At 63.8% G+C, this 17,130-nt stretch carries 13 protein-coding genes; 3 read left to right on the plus strand and 10 right to left on the minus strand.

Features of this window, described 5'->3' with window-relative positions:
• Positions 1–221: 221 nt before the first annotated feature.
• The 9 genes from D3260_RS10935 to grpE form a co-directional block, all read right to left on the minus strand.
• On the minus strand, positions 222–611 hold the full coding sequence (locus D3260_RS10935) for an ectoine synthase (protein ID WP_120098630.1): 390 nt from the start codon (positions 609–611) through the stop codon (positions 222–224).
• Positions 612–697: 86 nt separating this feature from the next.
• Positions 698–1,972: a diaminobutyrate--2-oxoglutarate transaminase gene (gene ectB, locus D3260_RS10940; RefSeq protein ID WP_120098631.1), complete on the minus strand. Its 1,275-nt coding sequence runs from the start codon at positions 1,970–1,972 to the stop codon at positions 698–700.
• A gap of 36 nt (positions 1,973–2,008) precedes the next feature.
• On the minus strand, positions 2,009–2,566 hold the full coding sequence (gene ectA, locus D3260_RS10945; protein WP_120098632.1) for a diaminobutyrate acetyltransferase: 558 nt from the start codon (positions 2,564–2,566) through the stop codon (positions 2,009–2,011).
• A gap of 638 nt (positions 2,567–3,204) precedes the next feature.
• Positions 3,205–6,432 (minus strand): carbamoyl-phosphate synthase large subunit, encoded by a 3,228-nt coding sequence (carB, locus tag D3260_RS10950; RefSeq protein WP_120098633.1) that lies wholly within the window; start codon positions 6,430–6,432, stop codon positions 3,205–3,207.
• A 95-nt stretch (positions 6,433–6,527) separates the two neighbouring features.
• Positions 6,528–7,664: a glutamine-hydrolyzing carbamoyl-phosphate synthase small subunit gene (gene carA / locus D3260_RS10955; RefSeq protein WP_120098634.1), complete on the minus strand. Its 1,137-nt coding sequence runs from the start codon at positions 7,662–7,664 to the stop codon at positions 6,528–6,530.
• A 99-nt stretch (positions 7,665–7,763) separates the two neighbouring features.
• Positions 7,764–8,576 carry a 4-hydroxy-tetrahydrodipicolinate reductase gene (gene dapB / locus D3260_RS10960; RefSeq protein WP_120098635.1) on the minus strand — a complete coding sequence of 271 codons (813 nt, stop codon included), beginning with the start codon at positions 8,574–8,576 and terminating at the stop codon, positions 7,764–7,766.
• Between the two features lie 9 nt (positions 8,577–8,585).
• The gene (gene dnaJ, locus D3260_RS10965; RefSeq protein WP_120098636.1) at positions 8,586–9,725 is read right to left on the minus strand and encodes a molecular chaperone DnaJ; all 1,140 of its coding nucleotides are present in this window, start codon (positions 9,723–9,725) and stop codon (positions 8,586–8,588) included.
• A 138-nt stretch (positions 9,726–9,863) separates the two neighbouring features.
• Positions 9,864–11,810 carry a molecular chaperone DnaK gene (gene dnaK / locus D3260_RS10970; protein WP_120098637.1) on the minus strand — a complete coding sequence of 649 codons (1,947 nt, stop codon included), beginning with the start codon at positions 11,808–11,810 and terminating at the stop codon, positions 9,864–9,866.
• A 119-nt stretch (positions 11,811–11,929) separates the two neighbouring features.
• A complete protein-coding gene (gene grpE / locus D3260_RS10975; RefSeq protein ID WP_120098638.1) occupies positions 11,930–12,544 on the minus strand; it encodes a nucleotide exchange factor GrpE in 615 nt (204 codons plus the stop codon).
• A 223-nt stretch (positions 12,545–12,767) separates the two neighbouring features.
• Between grpE and D3260_RS10980 the strand changes: the two genes are divergently transcribed.
• The 3 genes from D3260_RS10980 (at position 12,768) to D3260_RS10990 (ending at position 16,281) form a co-directional block, all read left to right on the plus strand.
• Positions 12,768–13,661: an NAD(+) kinase gene (locus D3260_RS10980; protein ID WP_120098639.1), complete on the plus strand. Its 894-nt coding sequence runs from the start codon at positions 12,768–12,770 to the stop codon at positions 13,659–13,661.
• Between the two features lie 77 nt (positions 13,662–13,738).
• Positions 13,739–15,421 (plus strand): DNA repair protein RecN, encoded by a 1,683-nt coding sequence (gene recN, locus D3260_RS10985; protein WP_120098640.1) that lies wholly within the window; start codon positions 13,739–13,741, stop codon positions 15,419–15,421.
• 263 nt (positions 15,422–15,684) lie between these two features.
• The gene (locus D3260_RS10990; protein WP_158583500.1) at positions 15,685–16,281 is read left to right on the plus strand and encodes an outer membrane protein assembly factor BamE; all 597 of its coding nucleotides are present in this window, start codon (positions 15,685–15,687) and stop codon (positions 16,279–16,281) included.
• A gap of 414 nt (positions 16,282–16,695) precedes the next feature.
• Here the strand turns inward: D3260_RS10990 and D3260_RS10995 are convergent, their stop codons facing one another.
• Positions 16,696–16,989, minus strand: coding sequence for an RnfH family protein (locus D3260_RS10995; protein ID WP_120098642.1), 294 nt, complete (start codon positions 16,987–16,989; stop codon positions 16,696–16,698).
• Between the last annotated feature and the right edge of the window lie 141 nt (positions 16,990–17,130).

Raw genomic sequence — 17,130 nt, forward strand, 5'->3', positions numbered from 1 at the left:
TCCGTGCCATCACGCCGCGTCGGCTCGGTGTCCCCCGGCGCGTGCGAAGCGCAAAGCCCAGCCCCGGCGCGCCCGCCTGCGCCAGGCGGCCTCGAACGACGATGCATTAGCCGTTGTCCCACGTAGCGCGCGGATTCGCGCTATCGCCCGGGGCGCGACAAAAAAAAGCCCCGATCCGACGATCGGGGCTTTTTTACATCTCAGTCGATGTTAGACATCGATCATTCGCTCGGCAGAACGTAGGCGCCGTCTTCGTCGTGAATCTCACGGCCGGTGACCGGCGGGTTGAACGCACAGACCAGCTTCATTTCGGTCTTCGCCTTGAGCGTGTGGCGATCGTGATTGTCCAGAGCGTAGACCGTGCCCGGACGAATCTCGAATTCTTCGCCGGTATCGCGGTTCACGATCGAACCTTCACCCTGGTAACAGAACACGGCTTCGAAGTGGTGCTTGTACCACATATCGAATTCGAGGCCCGGCGGGAATGTCGTCTCATGGAACGAAAAACCCATGCCGTCCTTGGCGAGCAACCATCGCACACTGGTCCAGCCATCCGGGCTGACGACTTCGCGATCCGTACCGCGCAGATCTTCCGTACGTACGATCTTCATGCTGTCTCCTTGCTATAGACGCTGTCACTTGCTGACTCTTACACATTACACCAGCGGGCACAGCGCCCGCTGGTCTATCGTTACGCTCAGGCGGCGTTGGTCAACAACCCATGCTGTTCGAGCACCGTGTGAATCGCGGTCTCCAGCGTATCCAGGCCCTTCTCGATGTCCGCATCCGGGCTGATCAGCGGCGGCATGACCTTGATGACATTGTCATCGGCACCGGCGGTTTCGAGAATCAGATGATGCTTGAAACATTCGGCCGCGATTTCGTCAGCCAGCTCGGCCTGCTCGCAATCGATGCCGATGAAGAAGCCGCGTCCACGAACTTCGGCCTTGAAACCGGTCTTGCTGATGATGCCGCCCAGACGCTCCTTGATGCGATCGCTGGCGCGTAGCACTGCCTTTTCGAGCTTGTCGTCCCGCCAGTAATGCTCGAGTGCCGCGCTGGCGGTCACGAACGCATGGTTGTTGCCACGGAACGTGCCGTTGTGCTCACCCGGCGCCCAGACATCGTATTCCGGCTTGATCATGGTGATCGCCAGCGGCAGCCCATAACCCGAAAGCGACTTGGATACCGTGATGATGTCGGGGCTGATGCCGGCCGGTTCGAACGAAAAGAACGGCCCGGTACGGCCGACACCGGCCTGGATGTCGTCGACGATCAACAGCATGTCGTGGTCGCGGCAGAGCTTCTCGATCTTCTTCAACCAGTCGAAGTCGGCAACGTTGATACCGCCCTCGCCCTGCACCGTTTCCAGAATGATGGCAGCCGGTTTCTCCAGGCCCGACGAGCTGTTGTTCAGCAGCATCTCGAGATCATCGGCAGTATCACGCCCTTCTCCGAAATAGCCGCTGTAGGGCTGCGGGATCGCGCCGGGCATGTTCACACCGGCGCCGCCGCGCTTCGAGGCGTTGCCGGTCACGGCGAGCGCGCCGAGCGTCATGCCGTGATAGGCATTGGTGAAGAACAACACGCGATCACGGCCCTTGGCCTTGCGTGCGACCTTCAGTGCCGCTTCGACCGCGTTGGTGCCGGTCGGCCCGGGAAACTGGATCTTATAGTCCATCCCCCGCGGTTTCATGATGACGTCCTCGAACGTCTTCAGGAAATGCTGCTTGGCCTCGGTCGCCATGTCCAGACCGTGCGTCACACCATCGGAGGCGATGTAATCGACGAGGGCCTTCTTCATGACCTCGTCGTTATGGCCGTAGTTCAGCGCGCCGGCACCGGAGAAGAAGTCGAGATATTCGGCTCCATCCTCGGTGGTCATCCGGTTGGCTTTGGCATGCGTGAAGACTTTCGGAAACGAACGGACATAGCCGCGAACTTCCGATTCAAGACGATTAATGATTTCCATGAGAGAGCTCCCGGCTCTTCTAGCTTTGCGTCGTGTTTACGAAGTAAGCGCGTTGACGCGTTCGGCGTCAAATGGCCCGATACGGAACAGGTGTTCGGCTTCGTGCGGCTCGTGCGGTTCACCGGCGTCGAAGGCATCGAACAGCTCGGCGGGGAACAGCACGGTCTCGTCGATCGATGTCTCGAGACGGCGGGCGAGCCCGCGGAACAGTGCTTGAGAAGGCTCGTTCGTCGGCCCGATGGTGGTGTCGAGATAGCGCACATCCGCACAGGCGGGGCGCTTCAGGATGTCGACGAGCATGCGCGTGGCAAGCCCCTTGCCACGGCCGGCCGGCGCAACGCCGACCTGCCAGACGAACACCGTCTCCGGATCCGCGGGCAGTACATAAGCCGAGATGAAGCCGACCAGGCGGCCTTCGATCTCGGCGACGACGCTTGTGCCGGCGTGATGCTCCCCGATGAGCATGTAGGCATAAGCGGAATTGACATCGAGCACGCCGAGATCGTGCACGAGTCGCAGGATGCCGGCGCCGTCTTCCTTACCGGGCGGCCTGAATATGACGTCCTTGGACGCGGGGTTGTCGGAATGAGAAATAGCGTTTTTGTGTTTCGACTTAGGGGCCCGAGTATAACGAGTCGCTCTTTTCTTTGCTGAGTCGCTTCATGATGCACATTTCAACGAACGGGCACATTGGTCGGTACAGCGGTCGCACGCTGCCGCACCATTGGCCGCGCCGGCGCTCGGAACCGTCCCACCATGGCCGATCGACATGTCGTCCGAAGTCTCTATCGTCCGCCGATCCTGGCCGGCCAGGCCCGAGCCATGCCCACGGCGCCCCGATGAACTGCGCTGCGGAGCGCCAATCGCCGGGGCAGGCGCTCGCCCACACCGACAGAAATCACGACATAGCCGGCCGACGCGCCCTTCGACCGGCCCTATGGCCTGTTAATGTTTCGTGCGAGTCCGCGCCAAGTGCTGTTGTGCGGCAAGACGAGGCGTAGTGTGCGCCGTGCAGCCATTCTGCACCCGCGGGCTACAACCCTGGATTGCCGTCGTGTTTTTGATTTTGGGGCGCTTGTCCCTTCGGGTTGGGCCGCCCATGAAAAATCGACGATGGGCGCCCGGCAGCGTTGCCAGCCTTGATCGTGGCACGCCACGATCCAGGCTCGCGCCTTGCCGGACACACTACGGTCTCTCGACGCAAAAGTGCTCGAACGAAACCTCAACAGGCCCTAAGCCGTGACTCCGGCCTGAATCGATTGCAGTGAATAGACTTCAAGCGCCCGCTCGTCCGACAGGGCCGTCGCGCTCGCCAGCCCGCCGGCGATCGTGGTGAAGTACGACACCTTGTATCGCAGCGAGGTCATCCGGATCGAGCGCGATTCCTCGATCGCCCGCTTGCCCTCCGTGGTGTTGACCACAAGCTGGATTTCGCCGTTCTTGATCATGTCGACGATGTGCGGCCGACCTTCCTTGACCTTGTTCACGATCGTGCAGGCGATGCCCGCCTCCTCGAAGGCGCGTGCCGTGCCGCGTGTGGCCAGAAGCGAGAAACCGGCGGCGACGAGCTCGCGGGCCATGTCGACGGCCAGCGGCTTGTCGGCATCGCGCACCGTGACAAGCGCGATGCCCGGTGCAGTCGGCAGGCCCACGCCACTGGCCAGCTGCGATTTGGCGAACGCTTCGCCGAAGGTCTTGCCGATGCCCATGACCTCGCCGGTGGATTTCATTTCCGGGCCGAGCAGCGGATCGACCGTCGGGAACTTGGAGAACGGAAAGACCGCTTCCTTGACCGAGAAATGCGGCAGTTTGCGCTCGACACCGGCATGCTGGGCGGCCAGCGTCTGCCCGGCCATGCAACGCGCGGCAATCTTGGCCAACGGCATGCCACTGGCCTTGGAAACGAAGGGCACGGTCCGCGAAGCGCGGGGGTTGACTTCCAGCAGATAGACATCCCCGCCACGGATAGCGAACTGGACGTTCATCAGGCCGACCACAGACAGTCCGCGCGCCAGTGCTGCAGTCTGGCGTCGCACCTCGTCGAGCACCGCTTCACCCAGGCTGTAAGGCGGCAGGCTGCAGGCCGAGTCGCCCGAGTGCACGCCGGCCTGCTCGATGTGCTCCATGATACCGCCGATGAACACATCGGAGCCGTCACAGATGGCGTCCACGTCGAGTTCGATCGCATCCTCGAGGAAGCGATCCAGCAGCACCGGCGAGTCCGGCGAGACCTTGACCGCCGCCGACATATAGCCCTGCAGATCCTCCGGCCCGTAGACGATCTCCATCGCCCGACCGCCCAGCACGTAGGACGGACGAACCACCATCGGGAAGCCGACCTCCTCGGCCAGGCGCATGGCCTCGGCCTCGGAGCGGGCGGTCCGGTTGGCCGGCTGTTTCAGTCCCAGCTTATTGACCAGGTTGAGGAAACGATCCCGGTCCTCGGCCAGGTCGATCGAGTCCGGAGCGGTGCCGATGATCGGCGCCCCGGCCGCTTCCAGACGACGGGCGAGCTTGAGCGGGGTCTGGCCGCCGTACTGCACGATCACGCCCTTGGGCTTCTCTACATCGATGATCGACATCACGTCCTCGAAGGTCAGCGGCTCGAAATAGAGCCGGTCCGAGGTGTCGTAGTCGGTGGAGACGGTCTCCGGATTGCAGTTGACCATGATGGTTTCGTAGCCGTCTTCGCGCATGGCGAGCGCGGCATGCACGCAGCAGTAGTCGAACTCGATGCCCTGGCCGATGCGGTTGGGCCCGCCGCCCAGCACCATGATCTTGTCACGCTCCGACGGGCTGGCCTCGCACTCGTCGTCGTAAGAGGAGTACTGATAGGCCGTGGCGGTCGGAAATTCGGCCGCGCAGGAATCGACGCGCTTGTAGACCGGCACCACACCATGCGCCAGGCGTGCGCGACGCACCGCGAACTCGTCGCAACCCAGCAGAGTGGCCAGACGCAGATCGGAGAAACCGCGACGCTTGTAGGCACGCAGCGTATCGGCATCCAGATCGCCGATCGTGGAGGTCGCCAGCTCGCCCTCCATTTCGATCAGCTCTGCGATCTGATCCAGGAACCACGGATCGATATGGGTCAGCGCATGTACGTCGGCCACGGAAAAGCCGGCCCGAAATGCATCCCCGACGTACCACATGCGGTCGTAGCGCGGTGTGGACAGCTCGCTGCGCAACGTGTCCTGCGCGGCATCAGTGGTCACGTCCTCGAGCTTGGGCTCGAAGCCGTCCGAGCCGATCTCGAGGCTGCGCATGGCTTTCTGGAGCGACTCCTGAAAACTGCGCCCGATCGCCATCGCCTCGCCGACCGACTTCATCTGCGTGGTCAGTCGGTCGTCGGCGGCCGGAAACTTCTCGAAGGTGAACCGCGGCATCTTGGTGACGACATAATCGATCGACGGTTCGAAGGACGCCGGCGTCGCACCACCGGTGATCTCGTTGTCGAGCTCGTCCAGCGTATAACCGACCGCGAGCTTGGCCGCGACCTTGGCGATCGGGAAACCGGTGGCCTTGGAGGCCAGGGCGGAGGAGCGCGAGACTCGCGGATTCATCTCGATGATGATCATGTCGCCGGTGGCCGGGTTGATCGCGAACTGTACGTTCGAGCCCCCCGTATCCACGCCGATCTTGCGCAGACAGGCCAGCGAGGCATCGCGCATGACCTGGTATTCGCGATCGGTCAGCGTCTGGGCCGGGGCCACGGTGATCGAATCACCGGTATGCACGCCCATGGCATCGACGTTCTCGATGGCGCAGATGATGATGCAGTTGTCCGCGTGATCACGGACCACCTCCATCTCGTATTCCTTCCAGCCCAGCACGCTCTGCTCGAGCAGCACCTCGTTGGTCGGCGAGAGCTCGAGGCCGCGCGAAAGCAGATCCTCGAACTCTTCCTTGTTATAGGCAATGCCGCCGCCGGTGCCGCCGAGGGTGAACGAGGGCCGCATGATGATCGGAAAACCGATCCGGGCCTGGACCGTCTCCCCCTCGGCCATGGTGTTGACGGTCTTGGACTCGGGGGTCTTGAGCCCGATTTCGGTCATCGCCTCACGGAAGGCAGTGCGATCCTCGGCCATGTCGATGGCATCGCGCGAGGCGCCGATCATCTCCACGCCGTGTTCTTCGAGCACGCCGTTATAGAACAGATCCAGCGCGCAGTTCAGCGCGGTCTGGCCGCCCATGGTCGGCAACAGCGCGTCCGGCTTTTCGCTCGCGATGACCTTGGCTACGGTCTGCCAGTCGATCGGCTCGATGTAGACCGCATCCGCGGTCTCCGGATCGGTCATGATCGTGGCCGGATTCGAGTTCACCAGGATGACGCGAAAGCCCTCATCCTTGAGTGCCTTGCAGGCCTGCATGCCGGAATAGTCGAACTCGCAGGCCTGACCGATCACGATCGGGCCCGCGCCGATGACCAGGATGCTCTTGATATCGTCTCGTTTCGGCATGGACGGTGCTCGCTCGCTTGGGCGCGTCGAGAAATGCCGACACGCCGTTCAATTCAATGACTGGGTCGCGCCACGTGTGCGTGGAAGCGTTGGGTCTACGAGGCCTGGCCGCTGGCCTCGATGGCCTGGACGAACCGCGCGAATATCGGCGCCACGTCGTGTGGTCCCGGACTCGCCTCGGGATGGCCCTGGAATGAAAAGACCGGTGCGTCGATCACTTCGATGCCCTGCAGGGTGTTGTCGAACAACGACCGATGCGTCACGCGCACGGTTTCCGGCAGGCTGGCCTCATCGATGGCGAAGCCGTGGTTCTGGCTCGAGATCATCACCTCGCCGCTGGCCACATCGATCACCGGATGGTTCGCCCCGTGATGGCCGAACTTCATCTTGAGGCTTTTCGCCCCCACGGCCAGACCCAGAATCTGATGGCCGAGGCAGATGCCGAGTGTCGGGACACCGCGCTCGATCAGTTCGCGGCAGGTGGCGATCGCATAATCCAGCGGCTCCGGGTCGCCCGGGCCGTTGCCGAGCAACACGCCGTCGGCGCCCAATTCGAGCACGTCATCAACCGGCGTCTTCGCCGGCACGACCGTGACTTGCGCCCCGGCGTCGACCAGCTGACGCAGGATATTGAACTTGATGCCGTAATCGTAGACCGCAACGTGAAAACGCGGGGCAACGGCCCGCGGCGCATCGTTTGGCCCAACCCAAGTGGGCTCGTCCCAGCTGTAAGGCTGTGAGGTGCCGGCACCGGCGGCCAGGTCCGCCCCCTTCAGGCCGGCGAAACCGCGCGCCGCTTCGAGGGCTGTCTGCGCATCGATATCGTCGCCGGCGAGAATCGCGCCGTTCTGGGCGCCCTTCTCGCGCAGTAGCCGCGTGAGGCGACGCGTGTCGATATCGCCGATGCCGACGATGCCGTTGTCCTCGAGATACCCCACGAGGCCGCGATCCGATCGCCAGTTGCTGGGATCGCGCGGAACCTCGCGGATGATCAGACCCGCTGCCTGCACACGATCCGACTCGACGTCTTCGGGGTTGGTCCCGGTATTGCCGATATGCGGATAGGTCAGCGTGACCATCTGCTGTTGATAGGACGGATCGGTCAGTATCTCCTGATAACCCGTCATGGCAGTGTTGAACACCACCTCACCGACGGTCTGGCCATGCGCGCCAATGGCGCGGCCGTGGAAGATGCTACCGTCTTCGAGCGCAAGTACGGCTTTCGCGCGCAACACAGTCTCCAGTCGCTGGATTCTTTGGGTACAACAGGCCGCCGGGGCGGCGAGAGTATAGCGCCTGCGCTGTCGCGCTGCCAGCGCCGAAATACGGTCTCAGCGTTCGGAGAGTCCGAGCACGTCGTTCATGTCGTAGGCCCCCGGCTTCCTGGCAGCGGCCCAGACAGCGGCCCGCATGGCACCACCGGCAAAAGTCTGGCGCGAGGTCGCGCGATGCGTGACTTCGACGCGTTCGCCCTGGCCGGCAAACAGGACCGTGTGTTCCCCAACGATATCGCCGCCGCGCACGGTTGCGAATCCGATCGCCCCGTCCGGACGTTCGCCGGTCTGGCCTTCACGCGTGTAAACCGCGCAATCGCGCAGATCGCGACCGGTGGCGCGTGCCGCCACGTCGCCCAGTTTCAACGCCGTGCCCGACGGCGCATCGACCTTGTGGCGATGATGCGCTTCGATGATCTCGATATCGGTATCCGGGCCAAGGGCGGCGGCGGCGCGCGCGACCAGATCGAGCGTGAGATTGACGCCGGCACTGTAGTTCGGCGCCTGAACGATTGCGATGCGCGCCGATGCGGCATCGATCTCGGCCTGTTGCGCGTCGCTGTAACCGGTCGTGCCGATCACCAGGGCTGCCTGTTTTTCCAGACAGATCGCCAATGCCGCGATCGACGGCCCTGGCAACGAAAAATCCACGAGGACGTCGAAATCGCTATCCGGCATCGTTTGCGAGCCTGCAAGCGCGACGCCGCATTCCGCGATGCCGGCAAGCCGCCCCGCATCCAGGCCAAGCTGATCGCTGTCCGGCGAGCCAAAGGCCGCCGCCAGCACGAGATCGTCGCGCTGGGCGCAAGCCTTGATCAACTCCCGCCCCATGCGGCCGGAAGCGCCATTGATCGCCACACGTGTCGTCATGGAACGGGCCTAGTTCAGATGCTCGCCGAAGAAACGCTTGGCCTTGTCGAGCCAGCTCGTCGTCGCCGGACTGTGGCTGTGGCTGCTGGCCTCCAGCGACTCACGTAGCTCCTCAAGCATCTTCTTCTGCTTGGAGTTCAGGTTCACCGGCGTTTCAACGCTGACCTTGACCAGCAGATCGCCCGGCGAGGAGGTCCGTACGGACTGCACACCCTTGCCACGCAGGCGGAAAGTCTTGCCGGACTGAGTCTCGGCCGGCACGCGCAGGCTGACCTTGCCCTTGAGCGTCGGCACGTCGATATCGCCGCCAAGGGCCGCGGTAATCATGTCGACGGGCACATTGGCGCGCAGATTGTTGCCGTCGCGCACGAAGAACTCGTGGGGCTTGACGTTGATCTGCACATACAGATCGCCGGCCGGGCCACCCATCTCGCCGGCTTCTCCTTCGCCCGACAGGCGAATCCGATCGCCGTTGTCGACGCCCGGCGGCACTTTCACCGACAGGGTCTTGGACGACTGGACCCGGCCGTCGCCGTGGCATTTCTTGCACGGATTGCGAACCTTCTTGCCCGACCCCTGACAGTCCGGGCAGGTCTGCTGGATGGACAGGAAGCCCTGCTGGATACGGACCTGGCCCTGCCCCTTGCAGGTATCGCAGGTATCGACCGGAGAGCCTGGTTCCGCGCCGTCGCCGCCGCAGGTCTCGCATTGCTCGAGCGTCGGGATGCGAATCTCGACCGTGTCGCCCTCGATCGCGGTCTCCAGATCGAGGTCGAGGTCATAGCGCAGATCCGCACCGCGTGCGGCCCGACGACCGCCGCCGCCCATGCCGCCACCGAAGATGTCGGAAAAGATATCGCCGAAGATATCGCCGAAACCGCCGGCGCCGGCGCCGCCGAAGCCGCCGCCTCCACCGCCAGCGCCGCCCAGACCGGCATGGCCGAACTGATCGTAGGCTGCCTTCTTCTGGTCGTCGGAGAGCACCTCGTAAGCCTCGGAGGCCTCCTTGAAACGCGCCTCGGCCTCTTCGTCACCCGGATTGCGGTCCGGGTGGTTCTTCATGGCCAGACGTCGATAGGCCTTCTTGATCTCGTCCTTGGACGAACTCTTGGATACGCCCAGCACTTCGTAGTAATCGCGTTTCGCCATGGTCGTCGTCTTTACGGGGTCCCTGATGCAATCGTCCGGCAAGTGGATCGGGCGATTGCATCAAGCATCCGGAATGCTGATCAAAAAATGCCGGGGCGGCACAGGCCGCCCCGGCGCGTCGCGGTCGAGCCGCGTACCTTACGAGTTGGTGCCGGACTTCTTGTCGTCGTCCTTGACCTCTTCGAAGTCGGCGTCGACGACGTCGTCGTCGCTGCTCGACTGCTGCTCGCCTTGCGCCTGGGCACCCTCGGCGCCTTCCGCGCCTTCCTGGCCCTGGCCGTAGGCTTTTTCCATGATCGGCGCCGAGGCTTCCGACAGCTTCTGCGTCTTGGCCTCGATGTCGTCCTTGTCGTCGCCTTCCAGCGCGGTACGCAGCTCGGCGATCGCGTCATCCACCGGCTTCTTCTCGTCGTCCGAGACCTTGTCGCCGAGATCACGCATCGACTTCTCGATGCCGTGGATCAGGCTGTCGGCCTGGTTTCGCGCCGAGATCAGCTCGTTGAACTTCGCATCCTCTTCGGCGTGCGCTTCGGCATCCTTGACCATCTGGTCGACTTCGTCGTCGGACAGGCCGGACGAGGCCCGAATCTCGATGGACTGTTCCTTGCCGGTCGCCTTGTCCTTGGCCGAGACGTTCAGAATGCCGTTGGCATCGATATCGAAGGTGACCTCGATCTGCGGCGTACCACGCGGCGCCGGCGGAATGTCCGACAGGTCAAAGCGGCCCAGCGACTTGTTGGCGCTGGCCTGCTCGCGCTCACCTTGCAGCACGTGAACGGTCACGGCCGGCTGGTTGTCCTCGGCGGTCGAGAAGGTTTCCGACTTGCGCGTCGGAATCGTGGTGTTCTTCTCGATCAGCTTGGTCATCTTGCCACCAAGCGTTTCGATACCCAGCGACAGCGGCGTGACGTCCAGCAGCAGCACGTCCTTGGTGTCGCCCGACAGGACCGAGCCCTGAATGGCCGCGCCCACGGCAACCGCTTCGTCCGGGTTGACGTCCTTGCGGGCATCCTTGCCGAAGAAGCTCTTGACCGCTTCCTGCACGGCCGGCATGCGGGTCTGGCCACCGACGAGAATCACGTCGTCGATGTCCGAGGCCTTCATGCCCGCATCCTTGAGCGCGGTGCGGCACGGATCGATCGTGCGGGCGACCAGGTCTTCGACCAGGCTTTCCAGCTTGGCCCGCGTCATCTTCATGTTGAGATGCTTCGGACCGGACTGATCCGCCGTCACGTACGGCAGGTTGATCTCGGTCTGCTGCGTGGAGGACAGCTCGATCTTGGCCTTCTCCGCGGCTTCCTTCAGACGCTGCAGCGCGAGCTTGTCCTTGCGCAGATCAACGCCCTGCTCTTTCTCGAACTCGGCCGCGATGTGCTCGATGATCTGATTGTCGAAGTCTTCGCCGCCGAGGAACGTATCGCCGTTCGTGGCATGGACTTCGAACTGGTGTTCGCCGTCGACTTCGGCCACTTCGATGATCGAGATATCGAAGGTGCCACCACCGAGGTCATAGACCGCGATCTTCTTGTCGCCCTTCTTGTCGAGACCATAGGCCAGCGCTGCCGCGGTCGGCTCGTTGATGATGCGCTTGACCTCGAGGCCCGCAATCCGACCGGCGTCCTTCGTGGCCTGGCGCTGCGCGTCGTTGAAGTAGGCCGGCACGGTGATGACCGCCTCGGTGACCTTCTCGCCGAGATAGTCCTCGGCGGTGCTCTTCATCTTCTGCAGCACCTTGGCCGAGATTTCCGGCGGCGCCATCTTCTTGTCGCCGACCTGAACCCAGGCATCGCCGTTGTCGGACTTCACGATCTGATAGGGGACCGTGTCGATGTCCTTCTTGGTGGTCGGATCATCGTAGGTACGGCCAATCAGACGCTTGATCGCGTACAGCGTATTCGTCGGGTTGGTAACGGCTTGGCGCTTGGCCGGGCGTCCGACGAGCGTCTCGTCATCGTCGGTGAACGCGACGACGGACGGCGTGGTGCGCTCACCCTCGGCGTTTTCGATCACGCGGGGGTTGTCGCCTTCGAGCACCGCGACACACGAGTTCGTGGTGCCTAGGTCGATACCGATAATCTTGCCCATGGCTTGTTATCCCTCTTTGAATTCCTTGTCAGTGCTGCGCTGCAGCCGAAAAATCATTGCTTGATCGTTGATCTGGGGTACGACGGTGACTTTTTCAACCGATGTCCCCGGCGGTTTGTTCAGCCCTGATCGACAGGCTTGGCCACCATCACCATCGCTGCCCGGAGCACACGGCCGTTGAGCGTATAGCCCTTCTGCATCACCGAAGCCACTGCGTTCGGCGGCAACTCGTCCGTCGGCTGCGTGGACACCGCTTCGTGGTATTCCGGATCGAACGTCTCGCCCTGCGGGTTGATGACTTCGACACCGGCCTTTTCCATGCTCGAGGCCAGCATGCGGTTGGTCATCTCCATGCCTTCCTTGAGCTTGTCGAAGTCACCGTGGTTGTCTTCGGCGGCCTGCAGGCCAAGCTCGAGGCTGTCGCGCACACCCAGCAGTTCGGTGACGAACTTTTCGATCGCGAACTTCTTGGCGGATTCGGTCTCGCGCTGGGCTCGCTTTCGCACGTTTTCCATCTCGGCCTGCGTTCGTACCGCCTGCTCGCGATACTTCTTGGCCTCGGCCTGTGCTTCGGCGAGTTCGGCGGCAAGCGTCTCGACATCCGGATCGGCCTGATCGGTTGCCGCATCGCCGGCCTCGTCGGCCGATTCGACATCCGGCGCCGGGCGAGACGTCGCCGCGTCCTCGGGCTCGGCTTCGTTTCGCGGCGTATCCGGCTTGTCTTGCTGACTCATGAGATCCCCACTTGTTCGGTGTTGCAGGTATGAGCGGTATGCCAATCGATCGGCGATCTGCCGCTCGACACGAACAGAATTGGGCTCAGCCGGTGCTTTTCAAGGCATTTTCGATCGTCGTCATCGAACAGGCCAATCGACGAACCGGTCACCGGCCATGCGTTGAAATCATGCCCGCATGCGTGAATGCTTGTGACTCATTCATCCGGTGTAGACAACAGCGATGGCCGACGCCTTCCACACGATCGGCATTTTTGCCAAACGAAACGATACCGGCGTGGCGCGCACACTCGCCGGATTGACAACGGACCTGCTCGCCCGCGGCAAGACCGTCTACATCGACGATCATCACGAGGCAGCCGACTACGGCGTGCGGGCCTGTCCGCGCGAGGCGCTCGGGGCGGCCTGCGACCTGATCGTCGTGGTCGGCGGCGACGGCACGCTGCTCGATGCCGGGCGCACGGTCGCCGCAGACGGCACGCCCCTGCTTGGCATCAATCTCGGGCGGTTGGGTTTCATGGTCGATGTCCTGCCCGACGACATGAAGGCCACGCTCGACGACGTGTTTGCCGGCCATTACATCGCCGAATCGCGTCTGATGCTCTCGGCCTGGGTGCGACGGGCGGGACATGCCACGCACGATGCGCCGCTGCCGGCGATCAATGAATGCGTGATTCGGAACCAGGCCTTCGCCCGCGTTCTGGACTTCGATACCTACATGAACGGCGACTTCATCAGTCATCATCGTGCCGACGGCATGGTGGTGGCCACACCGACCGGCTCGACCGCCTATGCCCTGTCCGGCGGCGGACCGGTTCTCCACCCCGGACTGAACGCCCTGGCGCTCGTGCCCATCTGCCCGCACACGCTCTCCGATCGACCGTTGATCGTCGACGGACAGCACGAAATCGAAATCCGCGTCGCGGGTTCGCTGGACGGTTCGGCCCTCTTCACCAGCGATGGCCAGGTCACCCGCGCCCTGGAAGCCGGCGACAGCGTGGTCATGTCTCGGGCCGATCACGACCTGCGGCTCATCCATCCGCCCGGCTACGACTACTTCAATATCCTGCGCAACAAGCTTCACTGGGGACGCGGGCAGCAGGTTCCCAAGCTCTGAGATTCGTGTAGGCTGTACACCCATACAGTTTTCCGACGGGGCCAGATCGTGATCGCCCCGACCGAACTGGGTGAGACATGCTGGCAGAAATCTCCATTCGCGATTTCGCGATCATCGATCGACTGTCCGTTGAATTCGGGCCGGGCATGACCGTGCTTTCCGGCGAGACCGGGGCCGGCAAGTCGATCCTGGTGGATGCCCTCAACCTGGTCCTCGGCGAGCGCGCCGACGGCGGCGCGGTACGTGATGGCTGCGAACGCGCCGATATCACGGCAAGATTCTCGTTGGCCGATGCCCCGGCCGCCGCGGCCTGGCTGGTCGACCACGAGCTCGACGGCGACGACGAATGCGTGATCCGGCGCGTCGTCGCCCGGGAGGGCCGCAGCCGCGGCTGGGTCAACGGCACGCCCATGCCCGTACGCGAGCTGCGGGCCCTGGGTCGTTGCCTGGTCGACATCCACGGCCAGCATGCCCATCAATCGCTGCTCGGCCGCGATGCCCAGCGCAACCTTCTGGACGAATACGGCGAGCACGGCGACGCCCTCGCCGCCGTGGCACAGGCCGCCCGCAATCTGCGCGAGACGCGACGTGCCATCGCTCGCATCGAACAGCGTGACAGCGACGGCGACAGCCGGGTCGATCTGTTGCGCTATCAGGTCGGCGAACTCGAACAGCTGGGCCTGGCCGACGACGAAGTCGCGGACCTGGAAGCCGAGCACAAGCGTCTGGCGAGCGCCGAACGCCTGATTGGTGACGGCCAGCGCGCACTGGCGCTGTTGTATGAGGCCGAGGACGGTGCCGCTGCCGAGCGACTCGGCGCGGCCGAACGCCTGATCGGCGAGCTCGCCACGATCGACGACGGCTTCGAGCCGATTGCCGAGCTGGTCTCCAGTGCCCTCATCCAGGCCCAGGAAGCCGCCGACAGCCTGCGGCGTCACGTGGAGAATCTCGACATCGACCCGCAGCGATTCACCGAAGTCGAGAATCGGCTGGGCACGATCCGCGATATCGCACGCAAGCACCATGTCAGCGCTGCCGATATTCCGACGCTGACCGCCGAGCTACAGGCCGAGCTCGCCGAACTCGAAGGCGCCGGCGCCCGGCTCGCCGAACTCAAGGAAGCCGAACAGGCGCAGCTGGCCGTCTTTCACGAAGCGGCTGCCACACTCAGTGCGGCACGCGAGCAGGCAGCGTCCACACTCGGCCAGGCCATCACCGACATCATCCAGACCCTCGGCATGCCCGAGGGCGAATTCGCGGTCCGTGTCCGCAGCCAGGCCAGCGACCGTGTCAACGATACCGGCACCGATCACATCGAATTCCTCATCGCCGCCAACCCGGGCCAGAGTGCCCGGCCGCTGGATCGGGTCGCCTCCGGGGGCGAGCTGTCGCGCATCAGTCTGGCCATCGAGGTCATCGCGGCGACACGCACCCGCGTGCCGACGCTGGTCTTCGACGAGGTCGATACCGGCATCGGCGGCGGCGTCGCCGAAATCGTCGGCCGCCAACTGCGTCGTCTCGGCCTCGCCGGACAGTCTCTTTGCGTCACCCATCTGCCACAGGTGGCCGCCCAGGCCGCCCATCATCTGCATGTCGCCAAGCAGGTTCGCGACGGTCAGACCCGAACCCGCATTCAGGCGCTGGATGACGAAGCACGCGTTGAAGAACTCGCCCGCATGCTCGGCGGCGTGGAACTGACCGAGCAGACGCGTGCACATGCCGCGGACATGATCGCGCGGGCGGCCGCCGCGCCCGCCTGAAGCGCGCGCCACCGCCATACCGCAACGGCGTTTGGCAGCGCGAAAAGCCCTGCCGTATCATGCAGCTCGCGTAAGGGGAAGTGAAAGCCTGCTAGGGTGCGGCTTGAGCGCGCACACGCGTCCATGCGGTCTCATGAAGTGCGATCCGATACGTCCACCCTGTATCGTCCGGCATCAACATGTCGGCATCACACAGCGATCGTACGGTAACAATGGAGAAAAGCGGTTTGCCGATTGCCAGAGAAAAACGGGGACACCTCGTCATGAAACCCATTGCCGCGCTGGTGCTGCTCCTGTCATTGACGGCATGCAGCCTGCCCGTGTTCTTCCGCGTACCCATCGCCCAGGGCAACATCGTGACCGCGGATCAGGTTCAGCAACTCAAGCTGGGCATGTCTAAGAAGCAGGTCGCCTATGTTCTCGGCACGCCACTGATCAAGGCGCCGTTCGAGACCGACCGCTGGGACTATGTCTTCTATTATCGCAACCCGCGAGCCCACGTCCGCCAGTCGCAGCTGAACCTGTATTTCGTCGACAACCGCCTGAATCGGATGACCGGCGACGATGAATACCAGGCAGCGATCGCCAAGATGGGGCAGCAGAACGGGCCGACGGAAGATGCCACGGCACCGGGCACGGTCGGCACGCCGGGCGCCCCGGTGGGCACGCAGCCGCGCGGGGCACAGGCGCCGACGGCCCTAGGCAATGCGAGCCAGCAGATTCCGCACACCGATACCAATCGGCCACAGACCGATCGCACGCCAACGGGCGGCAACGTGCCGGCCGATGGCCGCGCCCGACCGACCGGCGCCGGCAACGACAGTTCACTGCCGCCGTTACCCGGGCAACCCGGCATGTAAACAGCCGGTATTGTCGACGCGCGGCATCGCCTGCGCGTCGGCAATGGCGTCGGCTAAACATGTCGTCGCGCTGGTCGGGCTCGACCGGACCCGCCGCCTGATCATCAGCGACTCAGCGCGATACGCGATGATTCGGCCGCCGGCACCAGGCTCGTGGCCACGCCTGACCACGCCATCACGCGCGCCTGCGTGCCCTGCCAGCATGCGATACCGGCGCGTGTGAAGCGTCTCGATCACCCTCTCACGCTGCTTTGGCCAAGACCATCGCCAGACGGACTATCGCCGTGCCGCGAAACGGGCGTGTCATCCGGGCATCACGCAGGCGAATCCGAGGCAGCGAACGCGTGGCAATGAGAATGCGCTCGGCACTGCCGGTGGATCAGCAGCGTCAACTCTCGTCCATTTCGTGTCGCGTCAATCTCGCCGGGCCACGCGATCGCGGCGCGCCGCGCGCGGATCGATCTCCAGCGGCCGCAGGATTTCGATACGATCCCCGTCAGCCGGCTTGTCTTCCGGGCGGACCTTGCGCCCATAAACCCCGTAGGCTGCGGGCGCCTGGCCCGTCTCACGCGCGCAGATCCCGGCCAGCCCCGACGCTGCGACCGCGTCGGCGATCGTATCGCGCCAATCAATCGCGACCTGTCGCCGACGACAACCGCTCGGCAGAGCGAGCACCACTTCCACGTGACGGGACACCGCTTGACTCATGACGATCCTGCCTGGTTTGCCCGCGGGCCTGATTCGCCCGGCTGTCGTCTGCGTAACACGCAGACAGGATAGCGTGCGATGGCCGCGGCGTGTCGGCCGGTGATCATGCGACTCCGGCGCGTCATGATGTCGACGGCGCGC

The sequence above is a fragment of the Salinisphaera sp. Q1T1-3 genome, assembly GCF_003602005.1.
Lineage (GTDB): Bacteria > Pseudomonadota > Gammaproteobacteria > Nevskiales > Salinisphaeraceae > Salinisphaera.

Coding starts and splice junctions, on each gene's coding strand:
- D3260_RS10995 (WP_120098642.1), bottom strand. CDS start 16,989: ATGAGTCAAGCGGTGTCCCGTCACGTGGAAGTGGTGCTCGCTCTGCCG.
- dapB (WP_120098635.1), bottom strand. CDS start 8,576: ATGACGACACGTGTGGCGATCAATGGCGCTTCCGGCCGCATGGGGCGG.
- dnaJ (WP_120098636.1), bottom strand. CDS start 9,725: ATGGCGAAACGCGATTACTACGAAGTGCTGGGCGTATCCAAGAGTTCG.
- D3260_RS10990 (WP_158583500.1), top strand. CDS start 15,685: ATGAAACCCATTGCCGCGCTGGTGCTGCTCCTGTCATTGACGGCATGC.
- carB (WP_120098633.1), bottom strand. CDS start 6,432: ATGCCGAAACGAGACGATATCAAGAGCATCCTGGTCATCGGCGCGGGC.
- dnaK (WP_120098637.1), bottom strand. CDS start 11,810: ATGGGCAAGATTATCGGTATCGACCTAGGCACCACGAACTCGTGTGTC.
- recN (WP_120098640.1), top strand. CDS start 13,739: ATGCTGGCAGAAATCTCCATTCGCGATTTCGCGATCATCGATCGACTG.
- ectB (WP_120098631.1), bottom strand. CDS start 1,972: ATGGAAATCATTAATCGTCTTGAATCGGAAGTTCGCGGCTATGTCCGT.
- D3260_RS10935 (WP_120098630.1), bottom strand. CDS start 611: ATGAAGATCGTACGTACGGAAGATCTGCGCGGTACGGATCGCGAAGTC.
- D3260_RS10980 (WP_120098639.1), top strand. CDS start 12,768: ATGGCCGACGCCTTCCACACGATCGGCATTTTTGCCAAACGAAACGAT.
- grpE (WP_120098638.1), bottom strand. CDS start 12,544: ATGAGTCAGCAAGACAAGCCGGATACGCCGCGAAACGAAGCCGAGCCC.